Annotated in this window: 17 protein-coding genes and 1 pseudogene; 6 read left to right on the top strand and 12 right to left on the bottom strand. The window is 48.1% G+C overall.

The window, feature by feature from the left end; genetic code table 11:
* Window positions 1-28 precede the first annotated feature (28 nt).
* Window positions 29-478, bottom strand: coding sequence for a hypothetical protein (locus tag QZ135_RS00310; protein WP_294604728.1), 450 nt, complete (start codon window positions 476-478; stop codon window positions 29-31).
* A gap of 185 nt (window positions 479-663) precedes the next feature.
* On the opposite strand from QZ135_RS00310, the gene QZ135_RS00305 reads away from it, so the two are divergent.
* From QZ135_RS00305 to QZ135_RS00280, 6 genes and pseudogenes are all read left to right on the top strand, one after another.
* Entirely contained in the window at window positions 664-1,230 is a 567-nt protein-coding gene (locus QZ135_RS00305) for a BT4734/BF3469 family protein (protein WP_294604725.1), read from the top strand.
* Window positions 1,231-1,277: 47 nt separating this feature from the next.
* Window positions 1,278-3,086 (top strand): DUF3987 domain-containing protein, encoded by a 1,809-nt coding sequence (locus QZ135_RS00300; protein WP_294604723.1) that lies wholly within the window; start codon window positions 1,278-1,280, stop codon window positions 3,084-3,086.
* 188 nt (window positions 3,087-3,274) lie between these two features.
* Entirely contained in the window at window positions 3,275-3,490 is a 216-nt protein-coding gene (locus tag QZ135_RS00295) for a DUF4248 domain-containing protein (protein WP_294604721.1), read from the top strand.
* A 214-nt stretch (window positions 3,491-3,704) separates the two neighbouring features.
* Window positions 3,705-4,226, top strand: coding sequence for a DNA-binding protein (locus QZ135_RS00290; protein WP_294604719.1), 522 nt, complete (start codon window positions 3,705-3,707; stop codon window positions 4,224-4,226).
* A gap of 6 nt (window positions 4,227-4,232) precedes the next feature.
* A complete protein-coding gene (locus QZ135_RS00285) occupies window positions 4,233-4,367 on the top strand; it encodes a smalltalk protein (RefSeq protein WP_294604716.1) in 135 nt (44 codons plus the stop codon).
* Window positions 4,364-4,878 (top strand): annotated as a pseudogene (locus QZ135_RS00280) (N-acetylmuramoyl-L-alanine amidase). Before QZ135_RS00285 ends, QZ135_RS00280 begins: the two are co-directional and overlap by 4 nt.
* Here QZ135_RS00280 and QZ135_RS00275 read toward each other — a convergent pair.
* The 11 genes from QZ135_RS00275 to QZ135_RS00225 form a co-directional block, all read right to left on the bottom strand.
* Window positions 4,793-5,521 (bottom strand): CpsB/CapC family capsule biosynthesis tyrosine phosphatase, encoded by a 729-nt coding sequence (locus tag QZ135_RS00275; RefSeq protein WP_294604713.1) that lies wholly within the window; start codon window positions 5,519-5,521, stop codon window positions 4,793-4,795. The pseudogene QZ135_RS00280 and the gene QZ135_RS00275 overlap by 86 nt on opposite strands.
* A gap of 47 nt (window positions 5,522-5,568) precedes the next feature.
* Window positions 5,569-6,564, bottom strand: a complete 996-nt coding sequence (locus tag QZ135_RS00270) for a PDDEXK nuclease domain-containing protein (RefSeq protein ID WP_294604709.1) — start codon at window positions 6,562-6,564, stop codon at window positions 5,569-5,571.
* Between the two features lie 168 nt (window positions 6,565-6,732).
* Window positions 6,733-9,105 carry a polysaccharide biosynthesis tyrosine autokinase gene (locus QZ135_RS00265; RefSeq protein WP_294604707.1) on the bottom strand — a complete coding sequence of 791 codons (2,373 nt, stop codon included), beginning with the start codon at window positions 9,103-9,105 and terminating at the stop codon, window positions 6,733-6,735.
* A 96-nt stretch (window positions 9,106-9,201) separates the two neighbouring features.
* On the bottom strand, window positions 9,202-9,996 hold the full coding sequence (locus QZ135_RS00260; RefSeq protein ID WP_294604704.1) for a polysaccharide biosynthesis/export family protein: 795 nt from the start codon (window positions 9,994-9,996) through the stop codon (window positions 9,202-9,204).
* 33 nt (window positions 9,997-10,029) lie between these two features.
* Window positions 10,030-11,127, bottom strand: coding sequence for an MraY family glycosyltransferase (locus QZ135_RS00255; RefSeq protein ID WP_294604701.1), 1,098 nt, complete (start codon window positions 11,125-11,127; stop codon window positions 10,030-10,032).
* Between the two features lie 30 nt (window positions 11,128-11,157).
* On the bottom strand, window positions 11,158-11,694 hold the full coding sequence (locus QZ135_RS00250; RefSeq protein WP_294604699.1) for a UpxY family transcription antiterminator: 537 nt from the start codon (window positions 11,692-11,694) through the stop codon (window positions 11,158-11,160).
* Between the two features lie 499 nt (window positions 11,695-12,193).
* Window positions 12,194-13,420 carry a site-specific integrase gene (locus QZ135_RS00245; protein ID WP_294604697.1) on the bottom strand — a complete coding sequence of 409 codons (1,227 nt, stop codon included), beginning with the start codon at window positions 13,418-13,420 and terminating at the stop codon, window positions 12,194-12,196.
* Between the two features lie 185 nt (window positions 13,421-13,605).
* Window positions 13,606-14,610: an IPT/TIG domain-containing protein gene (locus tag QZ135_RS00240; RefSeq protein ID WP_294604692.1), complete on the bottom strand. Its 1,005-nt coding sequence runs from the start codon at window positions 14,608-14,610 to the stop codon at window positions 13,606-13,608.
* Between the two features lie 35 nt (window positions 14,611-14,645).
* Window positions 14,646-16,340: a RagB/SusD family nutrient uptake outer membrane protein gene (locus tag QZ135_RS00235; RefSeq protein ID WP_294604689.1), complete on the bottom strand. Its 1,695-nt coding sequence runs from the start codon at window positions 16,338-16,340 to the stop codon at window positions 14,646-14,648.
* A 14-nt stretch (window positions 16,341-16,354) separates the two neighbouring features.
* A complete protein-coding gene (locus QZ135_RS00230; protein ID WP_294604686.1) occupies window positions 16,355-19,132 on the bottom strand; it encodes a SusC/RagA family TonB-linked outer membrane protein in 2,778 nt (925 codons plus the stop codon).
* A 34-nt stretch (window positions 19,133-19,166) separates the two neighbouring features.
* Window positions 19,167-21,131, bottom strand: coding sequence for a RagB/SusD family nutrient uptake outer membrane protein (locus tag QZ135_RS00225; RefSeq protein ID WP_294604683.1), 1,965 nt, complete (start codon window positions 21,129-21,131; stop codon window positions 19,167-19,169).
* Window positions 21,132-21,142 lie beyond the last annotated feature (11 nt).

Here is a 21,142-nt window from a genome sequence, read left to right as displayed (position 1 = left end):
ATTCGTTTTCTCCAAGCAAAGCTTTCTCTTATTTTCTTTCCCTCCCCCTCGTCATCAGCATATTATTAATCTGTTGCCTCACGTTATCTACCTTTGCCCCCGACGTCAGCCGGTAGGCGAAAGGAAGAAGAACCTCGATGAAGGCACCTTTCACCACTGTCTCCTTGCACACACGGGGCTCGCCGAGCATGATGCTTACCACACCCGCCAGATCGTGGGCGGTGGTGCATTCGCCCAGGAGCCGGGTGTACTCGTGCACCTTTTTCACATCGGGCACGTAGGTGAAGAGGTGGCACTCGTCATCATTCAGACTTTCAACGCCCTCGGTTGCTTCGGGGCGGATGGCGATCTCGGCAAACTGATCGCCGTAAAAGTTCTGAACGGCGGTAGTACCCGCAGGAACTATCATGTTCGTACCGCCGAATATCTTTATCTCTATTTCCGGTTTGTCGTTCATAGTTATATTTTCTCTCTCCATTTTTATCTTTTTCTTCTTGATTTATTTCAACTATTTTTAATGAATTATCAACGAGCATTCAATGATTGCAAATACTTTGTAAACGCCTGTGTGAATGTTGTGGAAGACGGGTTATGTACTGTATCTTTGTTGATATAAATCTGATGAATATAAAATGTATCTTTAATTAAATTAGAATCAACATCATGAAAGAATATATCATGTCTTTTTTCAACGCTCCCGTCACTAATAAAGTACCTGCGGGAGTGTGCAGTGTAGCAGGGCTTCATGCCTACATCTCTTCCGATTCCAATTTGGAGGAACTGACGCAAAGAGTGAGAGCCAATACGGAAAACGATAAGGCGTTCCGTGGAAAAAAGCAGACGTTACTACCTTACGTCACGCCTGCGGGAGTTTTCTCGTACTGCCGTGAACAGTGCATCGTGGTGCCTTCGGGACTATTCGTGATAGATATCGATCATCTTGCTTCTACCGAAGAAGCCGCAATGTGGCGTGACCGCCTTTTTGCCGACGAAGTGTTGCAGCCCGACCTTGCTTTTGTAAGCCCCGGTGCCAAAGGAGTGAAACTCTTTGTATCCTACCGCCTGAGCCTCACGGATACGCTGGAACAGTCGTTTGACAATGCTGTACACACCGCCTGGGACTATCTGGAATGGAAGCACGGCTTGAAAGCCGATACCGCCAACGCCGATATGTCGAGAGCCTGCTTCCTGGCACATGATGCGGATTGTAAATTAAAAATTAATAATTAAAAATTAAAGGCTGCGCAGCCCATAAATTATAAATCCCAAATCATTTCATGAACGAAATTGATATTATTGAACAATTGACTATTGCCGTTGAACAGGCGGGAGTCAATCTTGCACCCACTTATCAGGAATATATGCCACTGGCTTTTGCCGTGGCTAATAGTTGTGGCGAAGCAGGACGGAGTTTCTTCCATCGTCTTTGCTGCTTGTCCGCCAAGTACCGACAGAATGAAGCCGACAAGCTCTACAGTCATGCCTTGCAGAATGGGCGGGGAGGTAATTCACTTGGAACGGTGTTTCATCTTGCCCAACTGGCAGGTGTGCGCCTCGACAAGAAACTTGCAAACTTGCAAAACTTGCAGGCACCCCACACACACGCACCCGCGAAGAATAATTTCGCACCCGCGTACGAACCACCTGCACCCATATCAAAAGAAAACGCCGAAAATCCCGTCCCCCTGCCTTGCTTTCCGGATTACTCCTGGCCGCTCTTCCTGCAACAGGTGATAGACTGCGGCGACACACCTGCCCAAAGGGACATCTTGCTGCTGGGAGCCGCGACCGTGTTCGGTGCCACCCTCAACAAGTTGCTGTACTTCACCTACGGGCGTAAGAACAAATATCCGTGCCTGCAAACCTTCATCATTGCTCCGCCCGCTTCCGGAAAAGGTGCGCTGACGTGGGTGCGCCGGCTGGCAGAACCTATACACGACTCGCTGATGGATGCATACAGCGAAAAGATGAAAATCTACCGCCGCGAGAAAGCGCAGTGGGACGTGTTGGGCAAGGAGAAGGCGAAAACACCTGAACCCGAACAGCCTTGCATGAAGATGTTTCTCATCGCAGGTGACAACTCCGGCGCCGGTATGCTGGAGAACCTGATGGATGCTGACGGTGCCGGACTGATATGCGAAACCGAAGCCGACACCGTGAGCACAGCTATCGGTACAGACTACGGGCATTGGAGCGACACGCTTCGCAAGAGTTACGACCACGAACGGCTTGCCTACAACCGCCGCACCAACCACGAATATAGGGAGTGCAAGAAATCATGTCTCAGTGTACTGCTCAGTGGCACACCCGCCCAAGTGAAGCCGCTCATCCCGTCGGCAGAAAACGGACTGTTTTCGCGTCAGGTGTTCTACTGCATGCCTCCCATTCATGAATGGGTGGACCAGTTCGACCAGTCCGGTAGCGACTACGACACTCTGTTCACCGCCTGGGGCGAACGTTGGAAACATTGGCTTGATGCCCTCACGGCTGTTGTAAGCGGTATAAACCTGAAGTTCACCCAAGAGCAGAAAGATGAATTCAATGTTCACTTCTCATGCGTATTCGGTCGTGCAAGTGTGGTTCATGGCGACCACATGAAAAGTGCAGTGGCACGTATCGCCATCAATATCTGCCGCATCATCAGCATTGTGGCATTGATGCGCTCGCTCGACGCCCTGTTGATGTCGGGCACGACGGACGCCCTTGTAAAAGCATTGATGTCATGTCCGGGCCTGTCGCCCTCATCCCGCATTCCGCAAGAGAATGTGCAAGACGGTGTGGTGCCGGAGTTCGACCTTGCCGTCAGCAGTGAAGACTTTCACGCCGTTCTGGCGCTCACGGAGCCTCTTTACCTGCATTCGTGCCACGTCCTTTCGCTTCTTCCGTCCGGTGACACCGTGCAGCAGCAGAAAGCGCCACAGGAGGCATTTCTGGATTTGTTGCCCCTCAGCTTCACTCGCACTCAGGCACTCCGGGCAAGCGCTCGGTGCGGAATATCTCCCAACACTCTCGACTCGCTGCTGAAACGCATGACCGACAAGGGTCAGTTGGCGAAAAACGGCAGAGGGGAATACAGGTTTAATTGATGCTTCGTTTGCAGTAAAAGTCGAGTTTTCCTCTCGCGCATGTATGTATGCGTGTGTGCGTGTGAAGACCTCTGCAAGAATTGCAAGTTTGCAAGCCTTTTATTTTTTCCCAACTGGGAAAAAATATTTTTCCAATAGGCCGGCAGTTTGCGCTTCTTCTATTTTTTAATTTTTAATTTTCAATTTTTATGTTTTTCCATCCCATCTCCATGACGAAGAGTGAATTATCTCTTCTCTACTTTCCGAAGTCAACGCCTGCAGTGGGTACCAACCGTTTGATGCGTTGGGTTCACGGTTGTCCTCCCCTGATGGAGGAACTGGAAACCACCGGCTATCATCGTTCTCAGAAGTTGCTCACCTCCCGGCAAGTGTTGCTGATTACCCGTCATTTGGGTGATCCGTAAAGAGTAAACCGGCAGAAGCCATAGAAACCCATAAGCTGGTTTCCGGTCTGTTTTATCTTTGTCGGGAGAGATAAGTTGACAAGGTTTTCAGTTGACAAGTTGACAAGGGAGGATGTTTCCCTTTATGTTTTTAACACTACTTCAAGAGACTATTCTCCTTGTCTCCTTGTCAACTGAAACCTCGTCAACTAATTATTAACTAATTATTGAGATTATGGGAATCAAAGTAAAAGCCCGTCAGACCAAACTGACGGTGGGCCCCTCAGCGGGGCAGTATCGCTTCATTATGCAGGCAGAAATCTACAGCACGTTGAAGCAGGAAAAAGTTATATCCGAAGCCTCCATCCGGTCGGGAATCCCGAAAGGGAGCCTCAATGCCTCCTGGCAAGCTATCGGCGACGTCGTCAAGGCATGGGCCACCGAAGGGCATTCCGTTGCCGTTCCCGGACTGGGTACCATGCGCTTTGGCCTTCAAGCTGGAGCGGTGAGCAAAGTAGAGGATGTGAGTGCGGGACTCATCACCACCCGTAAGGTTATCTTCACACCCAGTACCAACATCAAACAGGAACTGAAGGATACCTCTGTCAACATCACCTGCTACGATAAGGACGGAAACGTCATCAAGCAGGTGGCTTCCTCCGACCCGGGTGACGTGGATGACGGAGGCGGAAGCGGCGGTTCCGGAGAAGGAGGTCTTGAAGAGGACCCGCTTGGAAAATTAATAATTAATAATTAAAAAATTATGACCGACTCTGTAAAAAAGAACAAAATCACTTGGGCGTCTTTGCTCAAAGCTATCATTCAGGCAGCCATTGCGGCTCTCACGGCACTAGGGGTGACCAGTTGTTCAACTGCTATTGAATATATGGTGCTATGATACAAGAGACATTTCCTATGACTGTGGGCGGGGAGGAAGTGCTCAATGAGCGCGAACTTCTCGCCGGGGTGGAGAACGGGTTAATGATGGACTCTGCCGACTCGGTGCGCTACATTATCCTGCACTGTTCCGCTACTCGTTGTAACTGCGACTATACTGTGGAGCAACTTTTGCGTGACCATCGTGCCCGCGGATTCCGTACCATCGGTTATCATTTCTATGTCCGCCGTGACGGGACTGTCAGCCCCGCCGGTTGCTCGAAGTGGGGGCTCATTGCCGTCCCTTCAATCGGTGTTCCATCGGCGTATGCTACGAAGGCGGGCTGGACCCGGAAGGACATCCTGCCGACACGCTCACCCGGGAGCAGTTCGAACAACTGGAACAACTGCTGTCCCGGTTGCTGAAACTCTTTCCGAAGGCACAGCTCAGAGGCCATCGTGACATGCCCGGAAGTGTGCCCAAAGCATGTCCCTGTCTTGATTGCCAATCCGTGTTCCAAGCCATACTCTGAAATTCTCCGCAGAATGCATATCGGTTCCTGTCAGGTCGTACATCCCCGCTTTCAGCAGGGATGCGGCCTTTTTTTGTGCATGTACGCCATACATTCCCGTCAGTGACGGAAGGTTCAACTGGAAAGCGATTCCTTCATGCTTCAATGCACGGTAATCGGGGATATCCATGTACAGATAACGTTCGGGATGTGCCAGCAACGGTCGGTAGCCTTTCGCTTGAATGTGCTTCAGGAGGGATAGCAAATTCATGGGCGGATTGAAACAGGAAGTTTCCACCAGTAGATACTGCCTGTTGCTTTCGTGGAGCGGGAGCAGATCACCGGCTTCCAGACGTTCCTCGAAGAGGTTGTCCATCATGTATTCGGCGGCCAGATTCAACTTCACCATGCCGCAGTAGGCGGTTTGTAACTCCTTGAATTTCTCTTTCAAAGCAAGAGTGGTATTAGGGATGTCTTCCATCACATGGGGAGTGAGCCACATTTTGCAGATACCCTGCCGTTCCATCTCCGCCAGAATCAGAAGTGATTCGTCCATTGTTTTCACCCCGTCATCTACTCCGGGCAGGATGTGGCAATGGTAGTCGGTCATTCTTTTCAGAAGATTGCTTTCCGCGATAGATTGGGATTTGGAAAATAACCACATGAATCTTACTGCTGTTATTGAAACAAGGGCTGGGAACTTGAAAAAGATTATTTCTTAATCAATTTAGACAATTCTTCCTTGCTGGGCAACACCGTTTGATAACGACTTGCGAAAATTTGTGTCGAGTCCTCGGGCAAAGTGATTTCGACCAGTGCATCTTTCTTGTCACGGCACAAAATAATCCCGATAGTCTTATTTTCCTCTGGCAATTTAACAAAACGGTCGTAATAGTGGACGTACATTTGCATCTGCCCCAAGTCCTGATGCTTTAGTTGGCCAATCTTGAGGTCGAGTAAGACGAAACAACGTAGAAGACGATTATAAAAAACTAAATCTACACGATAGTGGTCTTCATCAATCGTAATGCGAACTTGCCTCCCAACAAATGTAAAACCCTTCCCCATTTCCAGTAGAAATGTTTGAAGTTTGTCAATTAAGGCTTGTTCCAACTCCTTTTCACTGTATGAGGGCAGTTCTGGAAGTCCGGTAAATTCCAACACATAAGGGTCTTTCAGTGCATCCTCAGGCTTTTCTAATATTTGTCCTTTTCGAGAAAGCTCCAATACCTTTTCTTTATCACGACTAAGTGCTAAACGCTGGTATAGGGCAGAGTCAAATTGCCGGTTAAGTTCACGCACACTCCAATGATTGGCTTCACATTCTATCTCGTAAAAGCGGCGTTCAGCCTCATCAGAGATTCTCATCAGGCGAATATAATGCGTCCAACTGAGAGATTGCGAAATCGGTGATTGCGTAATCTTGTATGTCAGGTAAAACTGTCGCATCAATTCGATATTACGTTTGGAATAACCTTTGCCAAAGGAAGCAGAAAGAGATTTAGAGAGTTCTACTATCAGATAATTACCATATCCGGCTTGAGCCTCTCCTTTTTGTTCTTGTTCCACAATGCGTTTTCCTATTTCAAAATACGTCTTCAGCATTGTAGTATTCACTTGACGAACTACCTGTTTTCGTGCCTCTTCCAGCAGTTGCTTTATTTCTCCAATGAATCCATTGTTGCCTATATCGTCTACCTGTTTCATGCCAATTAAGTTAATGCGTACAAAAGTAACAGAAAATAGCCTTATCCTATACATCTGAGAATGCTTATTTTCTTAATTTTTAATCTATCTACGCATTCAGATTCCGGTTTCTTGTGCTTAACTGCACTATTATAGTTAATTTATGTTTCTACACTGCACTATTTAGTCTTATTTCCCTTTGCCTCCATAATAGGAAGCATATCCGTAATGGTATCCGTAGCGATAGCCGTATCCGTAGCGTCCTCCGGCGTTTTCCGTTCCATTCAATATCATGGAGAGGTTCTTGAACCGTTTTCCGGTATACATCGTTTCCAGCTCGGAAAGCAGGACACGGTCCAGTAGCCCCGAACGGACTACGAAGATGGTGCGGTCCGCCAGTTTTTCGATGATTTGCGCATCGGCCACAATGTCAACGGGCGGACAGTCGATGAAGATATAATCATATTCTGGTCTCAAAGCCGTTATCAGGTCAGCCAGCTTTCTGTCTTCCAGCAGCTCCGTAGGATTGGGAGGGACAGTACCGATGGGGAGGAATTGCAGGTTTGCGTATTCCTTGTGAGGGACGACGATTTCCCTCCAGTTCTCAATCCGGTTGTTCAGATAGTCGCTGAGTCCTTTTTCCGGAGAATTGATATCGGAAGAAATGGTGCCGTGCCGCAAGTCACCGTCGATGACCAGAATCCGCTTCTTCTTGATGGCGAAACTCATGGCGATGTTCATGGTGAGGAAACTCTTTCCACTGCCGGGATTGAACGAGGTCAGCACGAAGACATTCTGACTGCTGTCCTTGCTTGCCATAAAGTCCATGTTGGAGCGCAGCACGCGGAATGCTTCGTTGATGATGTTGCGGTTGCCTTCATTTACCACAATGGTATTCATCTTCTGCCGCTTCTTAAGTCCCCATTTGCTTTTTGTGCCGGAGCACTGCGGAATCTCGCCTATGAGCGGCACGCTTAGATTTTCCATATCCTTGCGACCACGTACTTTGGTATTCATGTTCTCTTTCATGAAGATGACTACCGCCGGAACCAGTAGCCCGACGACAAATGCCACTAACAGGATATTCATCCGGCGGGGAGCAGTAGGAAACATGCTGCCGCGCGGAGCAGTAATCAGGCGGGTGTTGTAGGCGGTGAACGCTTGCGAGAGTTCGTTTTCCTCACGTTTCTGGAGCAGGTAGAGATAAAGCTCCTCTTTCACTTTTTGCTGACGTTCCACCGAAAGCAGATATTTCGCCTGGTTGGGATTGGATGCCAGCCGGTTGGTGGTAGCTTCTTCCTGCCGGCGGATGCTGCGGATTTGGGTGTTCAGGGAGACGATCAGGTTATCGACCGATTGGATGATGGTGCGCTGCATGCTTTGCAGGGAGTTTGCCATGTTCTTTACCAACGGATTTTTCTCGCTACTGTTGGCTATCAACCGGTTGCGGTCGAGTACCAGATTGTTGTATTCACTGATGAGTGTTTCTATATTGGCGTTGACGATACCGGAATTGGCTGGTAACGGCTGGTCCAATTGCTTAGCATTCAACTCCCTGCGGATATATTGAGCGGTGGAGAGTTGGTTGTTTAGTGCCGACAGTTCCTTTTTGTTTTCGGCGGACTGCGCCATGTAGAGGCTGGAGGCGGCCTGCACGTCGGGCAGCAGGTGCTCGCTCTTGTAACTGGAGATGTTTTCGTCCACATGTCCCAGTTCGTTTTCTATAACGCCCAGGCGGTCGCTGATGAATTGTGAAGTGCTGACGGCAATCTGGTTCTTGTCCTGAATCCAGTTCTCGTTATAGACCTCGATCAGAGTGTTCAGGATGTCTTCCGCTTTCCGGATGGAGGCGTCGTTGATGCTGAGGGTGATGATGGTGGCGTTTTCGTCGCCCAATTCGGCAACCAGCTCTCTTGCATAGGTGTCGGCGACATTGCGCACGCCTCCACGCACGTATCGGATAGGAATGTCCTTAAAAGCGTTGCTGAACTCTTGCACAGGAGATATGATCATTGTTCCGGCGGAGGTATGTATGGAGTCACCCATTTGAGCGGAGAAAGTTTCTTCTGTGCTTTCTCCCGACACTTCAAACTCGGAAAGGATGAACGTGTCTTTTGAGGAGAATTCGATGGTGAAACTTAATGGTGTTTCTACTTTGTCGGTGAACGTGACGCTGACAGGAGCCGATTTATATAGATCGACGTTCTTTAATCCCCTGCGTACAGTGAAACTCTCGTTCAATCCCAATCGGTTGACCACCTCGGTCATTAGTGTGGGGGACTTCAACGTCAGCAGTTCATTGTTGATGTTGGTATTGGACTTGAAGATGCCCAAATCGGAAAAATCGTTCATAGCACTCGTCGAAGAGCTGTTTTTAGAGTTATCCTTGACGAGAATGGCGGCGGTGCGGGTATAAATGGGCGGAGTGCTCAACAGATATAATACTGCTACAGTCAGAGTAATGAACAGGGAAACGACGAACCAATACCACTTGGGAACAAATATTCCCCACAAATCCTGTACCCGTATAAAATCATCGGAAGGCTTTTTCTTTTCAATCATAATAATATAAATTAGTTACGAGCTACGAGCTACAAGCTACGAGTGGCTGCGCTATGTTCCGAAAGGCACTTGTAGCTTGTAGCTTGTAACTGTCTCCTACTTAAACAGCAATACTCCCAGTGAGGTGAGGAACGACCCTATACTGATCCATAGTCCTACGCTCTTCACACTGTTCTCATTCAGTGTAGATTGTCCGGCACGCACCTTGTTGGGTTGTACATACACCACATCGTTCTGTTTCAGGTAATAAACGGGAGATTTGAATAAATCACAGGAGCGGAGATCCACCCAGTGCGTCACCCGTTCTCCTTTTTCTTCGCGGATTACGAAGATGGCGTCCCGCTTGCCGTAAATGGTCAGGTCTCCGGCCATGCTGATAGCTTCCAACAAGGTTATATAGTCTTTTGAAATGCTGTACTTTCCGGGAGTTTTCACTTCGCCCAGAACGGAGAAACTGAGGTTCATGAATTCCACGGTGACCACCGGGTCGTTTACCAGATTTTCCTCCTTCAGCCTTTGCTTCACCAGCGCGGCAATCTGGCTCCGGGTCATACCTGCCACGGTGAGGCTTCCCAATACTGGGAAGTCAATATCACCCTTGTCATCCAGCGTATAGCCGGAAATCTCTCCGCTACTATTGCCGCTATTCTGGTCTGTGGAGCCTGCCCTGTATTGCACACGGGTCAGGTTGAACAAAGCCGCCAGTTCGGGGTCCTTGCTCGACACTACGATGGATATCTGGTCCTTGGGTTGCACGGTGATATCTTGGGGCGGGGCCACTGCTTCGGGATTGTTGACCTGTACATCCTGAAAATAGATTATCTCTTTTGATGTGTTGCATGAAGTTAGTAACGCCAACGAAAAGAATAGGTGTAAAAGATGATTCTTCATATTTTAATTATAGAGTATAAAATATTAATTTCTTTAGTTCTGTTTCTTCAAGATTTTTGCTGTAATGTAGAAGTGCATTGACGTCCACACCGCCACGTCCAGCAGGAACAGTACGGTGACGGATAGATAAGAGGCCAGGATTGTATTGACTATGATAAAAATCCAGGCAATGCTCAGTATGAAGCCCAAGGCCCGGTGTTGTGACATTCCCAAGGCGATGAATTTATGATGGATATGATTCTTGTCGGGAAGAAACGGAGGCTTATGGTTGCGTAGGCGATGGAGTACTACCCGGACTACATCCAGCATCGGTACCAGCAGGAAGGAAAAAGCCGTCACGATGGCACCGGGGAAAATGTCTTCTTTGACAGGATCGAACATGCTGAGATGAATGGCCATAACAGCCAGTAGCAGGCCGATGGTCAGTGAACCGGTATCTCCCATGAACACTTTCCGCCCCCGGTGGGCCTGTCCGAACATATTATAATAGAAGAAGGGTATCAGCACGCCCAAGGCAGCAAAGGAGATGAAAGCATATAACCACCAGCGCAAATAAACGAACATACAACCGAAAGCGAAGAACGCTATCATGCTCAGCCCGGAAGCCAGACCGTCTATGCCATCTATCAGATTGATTGCATTCATAATATAGACAATGATGAGGACTGTGAATGGTACGCCTACGTAGTAGGGCAACTCGTGTATGCCGAACAGTCCATAAAGATTATTGAAGCAAAAACCGGAGGCAACCAACAGGAGGCCGCAAAGTGTCTGGATGACAAACTTTGCGCGGTAGCGCATGCCTATCAGGTCGTCTTTCATTCCCATCAGATAGAGTATAAAGAGGCAACTGAACATGGTGAGCAAACAGGTGGATTGTTCCCAACAGAGCAAGTTGCTGTCCGTGCAGAGATTGTGACAGGCAATGATGAGCGAAATGGGTACGGCGATGCATGGAAAAAAAGCTATTCCGCCTAGGCGGGGAATGGGTACCGTGTGTAACTTTCGGTCACTCTGCGGATCGAAAAGTCTCCGTTTGAAGGCTACCAGTGATATCTTGGGGATAATCATTGCACTGAGCAGGCAACTGACGGCGAATGCTGCCAAAGTTTCAAAAAGGTAGATTGTCATGTATGAAGAATTTATTTTAAATGTAATGTATTATATCTTCCTGAGAAAGCATTGGGGAATATAGGCAGTTGCCACTGCACATACGCCTTGGATGGCTACTATCAGGCGACGGTTTCCTTTGATGCGATGTATGCAACCTTCTGCTCCTTTGAACGGACCATCCGTCACAAGCACGCGTTCACCGGTGCTATACTCCATGGGGGCATCGCCCAAATAATCCAGTCCTTTCTCTCCGGAGGAAGTGACAAGCATGAAAATCTTCATCTCCCGTTCGGGAATGGCTATCGGTAACTTCTGCCAATTGACAAGATGGGTATATAGGATGACGCGGTCTGTCAGCTTTTGCTGCAATGCCAGTGCCTGCTTCTCTGTGGAATAGAAGAACAAAAGGGAGGAAATGATAGGCTTGCGCACATGCTTTTTCGTTCCGCTACGTTCCACAAGAGTTGTTTCACAGGGAATATAGGTCTCGATTTTGTCTTTATTCAGCGTGTCTTCTATTTCGAATACTTTGTTGTAAAAGACTTTGAATGCGTACCAATGCATGATTGAAGGTACTTCTTCCATAGTTGTCGTGTCTTACCTAAAAGATATTCCTTCCATTCCTGTGCATCTGAGTTTTTACTCTTTAAAAGAACTCTGATACGCAGCAAGCAAGGTTAATCCAATTCTTCGTTTTGTCTGTCGATTTTTGGAACCCGGAACTTCTCCTGACCCAGGAGAAGGCATCCGTAACCCTGTAATTGTACCGTTTCTAAGTAAGAGATGGTACAATGCTTTAAAACGTTGAAATACTGTAAGATAAAGAATGATTTTTTATCCTATTTTTTTAGGTTTTGTAGATTCGATACTATGTTTTTGATTATTTTATTAGAATATATTTATTGAATTCTATTTCATATTTATTTTGAATATCTATTCATTTCTTCTTGCATATAAGCGCTTATTGTGCTTTCAATCAATATTTTATACTGGTTTTAAAGTACAAGTATAAACAAATATTTATAGTATTATGTTGTTTTATTCTTTTATTTGTTATATCTTTGCGCGGTAATTTTAAGGTTTCTTACTTAGAAACGTTACGACATAAAGCCTTCAGAATACCTTCATTTGCTTTATCTATCAGCAAATTTTCTACAGACTCCAAGTATATGAGCGTGGTCTTTTCGGAAGTATGTCCCATGCCTGCACTAATGACGGATAACGGGACGTTATGGTTGCGTGCAATCGTCGCCCAACTATGCCTTGCAGTATAGGAAGAGAGGCGTAGGTTTTCTCCTGTCAACTTCCCCAGTTTCTTCAACTTTCGGTTATGATAGCCCAGTGCCGTCTGATATTGTCGAAAAGCTTCTTCGGGATCATTGGAGGTAATGATAGGAAAAAGATAAGGACTATTGCGTACGGACGATTCGTAGCGTTTGATAATCTCCTCAATAAGAGGTTCTATACGTACGGTGAGGCGTTGTCCTGTCTTGTGGCGGACATAGCTAAGCACTCCTCCGTTTATGTTTTCTTTCTTTAGATAGGCAATATCTACGAAGGCCATTCCACGGGTGCAATAGCTGAAGATAAACAAGTCGCGTGAGAAGGCCAGTGGAGCAGAACGCGCCAGATCCAGTTTTTGCAAACAAACCATGACGTCCTCACGCACAGCACGTTTGCGAGTTCGTTCCACGCCGGTATAAACATTCCGAAAGGGATACGTCTGTTCCCATTGCTTCGTGCTTATCACTTTATTATAGGCAGAACGCAAAGTCCGCATATAAAAAGAACTGCTATTCTTGCTCACCTTTCGTGCCCGGAGCCATTGCTCATACTCCATGATAAGCTTTTCATCCACTTGCTCGAAGGGAATATCCAGACCTCCCAAAAAGCCTGAAAAGCTGTTCGTTGCACGTTGCAAATTACGGGCATTCCCCCATCGCTCGTCGTTTTTAAACTCATCGACCAGAGCTGCCAAACAGGACAGCATTGTGTCTTCGTTTTCATCCTGAGCATGAAAGCGGGCAATGACGTCCGCTAAAGTGTAGTCTTTCCCCATTCCGTCCCATTCGCATAGAATCCGACGGATGCAATGCAAGTCTTTCTCTATTTGACGTTGGTAGCGGGCTGACATTCCACTATTGTCCGCTTCACTTATAAATGTTTCCTTTTCTGCATCCCACCATTGAGAAAGCACATGCATTCGGGTGGTTATCTGCTTGTTGCTCTGCTTGTGGCATAGCTGATAATAGATAGTACCGGCTTTTCCTTTCACCGATGATTTTCTGAATTTTACTTTTACAGTCGCCATAGTTTTTTTATCAATTTATATAAATATATACTATGTACGACAAAAAAGAAAGTAATCTGTTCAAACTATTTTCTTCCGACCTCTGATAGGAATCACATTTTTCAAAAAGTCCACCGAAGAACCTTAGCTCTCCGGTGGACTTGAAATGTTTACAGATGTCAGGCTATGACTTCTTTGTATAGAGTTTAATCTGTCTTAATCTGAATCTTAGTGATTGTTATGTCGCCGCCAATGATGAGAGCGGTTTCAGTGCCATTCATTGTTGCTGCCATACCTTCCGAGATTTTGAATTCCAGGAAGTCCTCACCAGCGGCAAGAACGATGTTGTTACCGCTTTCACCGCCATCGCGGATGAAAGGAGCACCCCACCAACCATCGCACAGACAGAAAGTCTGAGGAGCATCATGGTGAGTGAACGTGAACCTAATAGTTTGGCCGGCTTCCGGCGTTATTGCCGAGAGGTCAAGCTCAGATGCCGGGAGATACCACCACCAGCCGGTAGTGTATTCACCTTCCCAGATTGAAGCATATCCTTCACCTCCTTCGCTGCCACCTGCAACCTCGTCAGACAGCGTTACCTCTGGCAAAGTATATTTCTTGCCGCTGCAGTCTTCGAGAACAACTTGGGCAGGTCCGGCTTTTATACCCATTGGCGAATAGATGTAGAGAGAACCGGTAGCTTTGCGCTTAAAGTCGCTTGCATCTACAACAATGTCCTTGCCGTCTTCACCGGGGAAATAAGCCTTGGTGATAAATTCGAGGTCGTTGCCGTACACCTCCACACATTCGTTGATTTTTATTTCCTTGTCAAGAGGAGCCACGCGCAAAGGCTCGGGCTTGCCGACAGTCAGCGTCATGACCGACTCTGCCGATTCGCCGTTGGCTTCTATTGTTACTGTTCCTCCCTCTGCAGAAACGCCGGCAGGAGTTATTACAGAGATATAGCCGTTGCCTATTTTGGTAATGTTGTTCACAGAGACATTGCCAGGGAACACAACGGAAATGGCCTTCTCAAGACCCGTACCAGTGATGGTGACAACCTGTCCTTCCATAACTTTTGTAGGCAGGACAGTATTCACCATAAGCACATCGTTGGCATCCGCCACATCATCATCGCTGCACGAGGTCAGTGCCATGTTCGACAGCAAAGCGAATCCTAAGATCAGAAGATATATAATATGTTTTTTCATAAATCTTATTCGTTTGAAATTTCATTGAATCAGTTTTACCAATTGGGGTTCTGCTTCAGATTGCCATTCTTCTGAATTTCAGACTGCGGAATCGGGTACAGGTTGTACTTCTCATCCCACTGGCGAGTCTTGGTAACTCGATTGAGAATCAAGTTGCCGTTTCCATTCAGTTTGAAGTCTGCCACATCAACATTCTTGAAGAACTCGGCCCCCTTCTTCCAGCGACGTACATCCCAGAAGCGCTGACCTTCGAAAGCAAGCTCTACCATACGCTCACGCATGTAGCGCTCTTCGAAACCATTGTTTCCTTGGAATTCAGGCATCATGATGTCAGGACGGTTACGAAGCACATTGATAGCCTCGTTGGCTGACATGCCGAAATCGCCCTGTTCGTCAGCATTGCCGTAGTAGTTGTACATGGCTTCTGCATAGTTAAGGTAAACCTCGGCCAGACGCATCACAATCCAGTTGTGGCGTGTTGTAGTCTGGTTGTTGGCTGTGGTGACACAGTTGCCGTCCACAAACTTCTTCAAGTAGTAGCCCGTGGGAGTTGCGCTGTACTTAGGAGCACCGTTGAAGCCACTCTGATACGTCTCAATGGCAATCTGCTGAGTTGTGTTAGATGGCCAAAGATCACCATTCTTCACTACAGTGAGTTCGAAACGTGGGTCGAGACCATCGTATGGATTCTCAGTAGTCACATCAACATCTCCAGGATGTTTCTCCTTGAATGTCTTACCGTCGGTCTGATATTCGTATGCGTCCACCAGTGCCTGTGTAGGGCAGTTGCCGGAGTTACCGTTCTCCACACCCACAGGATAATTGTACTGCTCGAAGGTGTTGCTTGCCTGGGTGCCAAGAACGAAGATAAATTCAGGATTGGTGAATGTATCGTGCCCCCATAGGTTGGCATACTCGCTGAGTTTGTAGCCCCAGCGCTGTGCATTATCGATGATGACCTTACTGGCAGCAGCGGCCTCTTTCCAAAGCTCCTTGTTGTTGTCTGTATTAAACAAGGGTGAAGCCTGATAAAGAAGTGCGCGTGCCTTCAGTGCAAGGGCAGCGCCACGGGTGGCACGACCAATTTCCTGACCAGGGATGTCATTATACGACACGGGCAGATATTCAGCCACGGCATCCAATTCGTTGATGATGAACTTGAACACATCCTTGGCTGGAGTGCGTTCCACGCTGTTGGCCTGCTCATTGGTGAGGGCTGTGGTCACCAAAGGCACATCGCCGTAGGCACGTACCAACTCGAAGTAGAAATAGGCACGGAGGAAACGCAACTCATAAGGGAATATCTCAAACTGCTGCACCATGGTCTGGTAGTCGGGATCATATTCATAATCCGACAAGTCTATCTTGTGGATGCGCTCAAGGTACATGTGTACCTGAGTGATGGCACGGTATGACCTGTCCCATGTGGTCGAAAAAGGATTCGAAGGAGTCCAACCACCGTTGAAATACTTGTGGATGGGTGAGAAGGAAAGTGCAAACTCAGACTCGTCTGTGGCACTGGCTATCAGGGCGCCATTACCGTAGGAATTGTCCTTGAATTCGCTCGGCATTTGTGCGTAGACATCGTATACAAGAGCCTTGACACCATTGAGGGGGCTGTTGTAGGTCCAGTCCTCGTCACGATTCGAAGCTTCGTTGTAATCTAGGTCGGCGCAGCCTGCAAAGACTGCTACCGCCATACCTAAAAGAGTATATTTTATCTTGTTCATAAATGTATCTTTAATTAGAAAGTTAATGTGACACCTATGTTGACACCCTTGAACATGGGATATGCCGTCGAAAGTACCTCAGCATCCATAGCGTCGACGTTGTCGAAGGAAAGAAGGTTCTCGCCCTGAACAAACACTCTGGCTGCGGTAAGAGAGAGCTTCGAGAGCACCCTTGCAGGAACTTTATAGTAAACCTCGATGTTGCGCATCTTCAAGAAGTGAACAGGCTTGTACCAGATGTTGCTTGCCTGGCTGTTGTTGCTGTTGTCCTGAGTTGTCAGACGTGGGTAGAGAGCGTTGTTTCCAGCTACATCCCAGCAGTTGTTGTAGTAATCCACTGAAAGGTTACCATTGTCGGCCATGCCACCCCATATTGCTGACGGAAGATACTTCATGTAGTTGCCAGTGCCTTGGAACCATGCGTTTAGACCGAAGCCTTTGTATTCTACACCGACATTGAAGGCGTAGTTGAGCTCAGGGATGTCAGTAGCGCCATCGAGACTGGTAATATCGAACTCGTTGATTACCTGGTCACCGTTGAGGTCTTGGTATTTGATGTCACCAGGGCTTACGGTAGAGTATTCCTGACGGTAGCTGGAGTTGATGTCGGCCTGATCCTTGAAAAATCCTGCCGACTTGAGTCCCCATGCCTCGTTTACACGACGGCCTACAGGGTCGCTCAACGGATAGGTCGGTGTGCCGATATACTTGCTCACCTCATTGCGTGCCCACGACAAGTTGGCACCCAAGTTGAGATTGAGGTCGGAAGTGATTTTCTTCACATACTTGGCACTTACCTCAAAACCGTAACTCTTAACTTCGCCAACATCGTTGTATGACGACTGTATACCAACCACCGATGAATTCTCATTGCTTGCAGAGAGCATGATGTGGCTGCGAAGCTGGTAGAAAGCGTCAACTGAGATGTCAAGAGCATTTGCCAGACGAAGGTCAGTACCAAGGTTGAAGCTCGTAGATGTCTCTTGCGAGAAATTGGTAGTGGGGAAGGAGCCAAGCGATGCTCCCCATGTAGCACCGTAGCTGTTACCAATAATCACATAACCGTGCGAAACATCCCATGTGGGAAGCCACATGCCATAGGTAGGCATATAGTCGGTATGCTGGATGCCAGCCGATGCACGCAGCTTACCGTAATTGAGCAGACCATTGTTGTTGTCAGCGTAAATCCAGCCGAGCGACAGTGTGGGTGAGAATGCCCACTTTGAAGGATAGGTACGGCTGGAACCGTTACCTGCAAGCACAAGGTCGGCAACGTAGCGGTTCTGAAAATCGTAGTGGAAGGCTCCCATGATGTTCTGACGATAGTAGGTGTTTCCACGTCCATCAGCACTCACGCCACTGTTGTCGTAAACAACGGTAGCATTGAAGTGGTCGTTGTCGAAGAACGAGCGTTTGTAGTTGATACCTACACTGGCCTTTGCTTTCCACCACTGGCCGGCATTCCAGTTGCTGAAGGTGAGGTTGGTCTCCTTGTTACCGAATGTGTTCAGAGCTACGTTGTTCTTGTCACCAATGGTACCGGTGTAACGCTCGTAGCCATACTGGTGTGCCTTGTGCGAATTTTCCGCGTAAATCGACGAATTGGCATAGCCGGCACTGACAAATACGTTCAGACCATTGAGCAGGAAATCTAGTTTTTGAGACAGCTTGGCATCTACCCACAGCTGACGTTGATGGGTCTTGTAGAAACCGGACTCCTGAATCTTGGCAATGGGGTTGGCATCACCGTATGCCTCGTTACCACCCCAGATACCTGTTGAGGTCTTGTAGGGGAAAGCGCTTGCCGGCAGTTGGTAGATAGCAGCTGTAGCATCGTCAGCACCGATGTCGGAGGGCCGCTTGGTCTCCTGGAACATACCGAAGAGGTTCACCGACATGAGAGTTGTGTTGGTGATGTTGAAGTCGAGGTTGGCACGGATATTGGCCTTCGACTGGCGCAACTGCGTATTGTAGTCCGGCAGCTTGGTGTCCTTGAAAGCACCGCGCACATCGGTATAATCGATATGGGTGTAGTATTTCACCTTGTTCGTACCTCCGTACACCGAAACGTATGCATGGTCTTCCTCGGCAGTGTTCTTGAAAGTAAGGTCGCGCCAGTTCACGTTAGGATAGAAGTACGGGTCGGAACCGTCTTTGAAGAGGTTAAGCTCCTGCTCGGTGTATGCGGCAGAGAGTCCGTCGTTGTGACGGGCACGATTGAACGCATTGGCATATCCGTAACCATCTACCATGTCTGCGAATTCAGGGTCGAACTGGAACTTATGACTGTAGTTCACCTTGACGTGTGTCTTGCCTTCAACGCCACGCTTTGTCTTCACAAGTATAGCACCATTGATACCCTCATGGCCAAGAAGTGCCGTAGCGGCAGCATCTTTGAGGATGGTGACGCTCTCCACTTCCTCTACACTGAGGCGGTCGATGGGACGCTCGTAGCCATCGACGAGGATGAGGATACTTTTATCGCTAAGCGTGTGATAGCCACGAATATTAAACGCGGCACCCTTATTTTCGTCGCCCGAGAAGCCGCCTTGAGATAGAGCCGTGAGGCCTGGTAGACGTCCATAGAGGGCCTGGGCAAGGTTAGTTGCCGAAGTCTGCTGCAATTCTTCACCTGTGATTGTGGTTGCGGAAGCAGTGCTGAGGAAATTGCTTATTTCCACGCCGTAACCCAAATCATAGGCATTTGCATTCTTATCGTCGAGTTTTACCTGCGCATTTGCCGTGAGAGAGACAACAGCAGTCGCAAGCATCAACATTCTATTTATATTCATATTTTATAAGTCTTATTGATTTTTTAAATCTGGATTACCAACCCGGGTTCTGGTTCAGGCCATAGCCCTTGTTGATCTCATCACGTGAAAGAGGCGCGAGATACCATTTGTCGGTCCACTTACTCGTCTGGTTGTCGGTATCCCACCATACACGGGTATTGTTGGTACAAGGTATCTTCTCATAGATACAGTTCGGCCAAGGTTCACCGGGTTCGAGGCTCGTGTCGCCATTGTAGTCGGCAGGATTCATCTTGTTTCCGTTGGCATCCTTGCGCCATACACGCAGTTGGTGTACCTGTTTCTTGAATATGTCGGATCTCTTGTAGCGGATGAGGTCATACCAGCGGGAGTCTTCATAACCGAACTCACAGGCACGTTCCTTAAGGAGTTGATCGATAAAGTTGTCTTTGTTGGTGGTTAGGTTGAGCTCTGGATTCATAATCTCTACCTTACCAAGACCTACGCGTGCGCGTACCTTATTCATTTCATCGCAGGCTTTCTGCAGATTGCCTGTCTGTGCGAGTGCCTCAGCGTAGCAAAGGTGAATGTCAGCCATACGCAGATAAGCAAAGTTGGTCGGATAGTATGCTGCATAGCCGTTGTCGCGGAGATACTTGAACAGTTTCATACGGGTAGACCATGGATTGTCGGTAACAGCAGGATTGAAGGTCTGGTCAACATTGCCACCTTGCCACATCTCGGTGCTCGAAAGCCCCTGATATTGCTCGGCAAGATTGTTGCGATTCACCACCATTGTCTCGTAGAGACGTGGGTCGCGGTTGGCAAAGATGTCTACGTTGTTGGTGTTATCGGTATTGAATACGTCGTCGTAAGGGAAGTTACGACCATTTGCCATACCAAACATTTCCATATATTCGAGGGTGAAGAGAGCCATACCGAACTCATCCATACCTTGTACGTTCCAGTCACCATTCCAAGCGTTTGTACCCGGACCAGCATGAACTTCAATCACCTTCTCGCTGTTGCCACGGAACCAGTAGGCGGCACGGAAAGCGTTGCAATAGTCTTGCTCGCTGTTACCGGTGGGCTGTACAAGGGCGAAATAGTTGCCGTTGGCGCTATTGGCTTGGAAGAAATCCTCACAAGCTTTCAGCGCTTTCTGCCAAAGTTCGGATTTGTAGCCGCCAGCCCATATTTGGTTGAGGTCCTGATTCTCCTCGTTGCGAGTGAATTCAAGATAAGGTTTGTCACTGTTAAACAGAGGCGAAGCCACGAAGTTCCACAGCCTTACACGCAGACCATAGGCTGAGCCTTTGGTCAGACGTCCGGAGTTGGTGGCCTGATCCTGCACAAAGAAAGGAAGACCCGGTTCATTGATGGCGCCCTGGATAAGCTCGTCGATGAACTCTGCTGTCTCGATTACGCTCATGCGCTTGCCATCTACAACATCAGTAGCCACGAATGAGCGGTCGACTTTTGGAAGACCTCCGAAGTTGCGGAAAGCATCAAGATAGCGCGATGCCATGATGACGTACACCTCACCACGGAGCTGGCTCTTCTCTGATTCGCTCAAGTCGGGAACGCGATCGATGTTCTCGATGAAAATCCAACCCTCACGGATGGTACGCCAGATGCCTGCACGACCATTGCCGTCACCGTTGGCGATGAAGGGGAACTTGACAAGACCGCCGTTATCCTGATCGGTCTCGGTAAGGTCACCACCGTAGTACTTTCCGAGATTGTGCCATCCGCAGTACGACTGGCAAATATCGGTAAGGGCATCGGGGTGAGAATACCATACTGCACCTGTATAGGTGAAAGGGTTATGCATGGCACCGTACATGTGCCAGAGGAAACGCTTTGCATTCTCTCCCTTGGCAAAGATGGAGTCTACGGTTACGTCGACACCTGGCTGCTTGTCGAGGAAGCCATTTCCGATGTTGATATCATCGACACAGGAACTCAGCGATCCTATCCCTATCATGGCACCAGCTACACATATAATAGTAGCAGTTTTTATTTTTTCTATAAGATTCATTGTCTTGAATG

The sequence above is a fragment of the uncultured Bacteroides sp. genome (assembly GCF_905207245.1).
GTDB lineage: Bacteria > Bacteroidota > Bacteroidia > Bacteroidales > Bacteroidaceae > Bacteroides.
The sequence above is the reverse complement of the archived record's forward strand: the minus strand, read 5'-3'. Positions and strand labels throughout refer to the sequence as shown.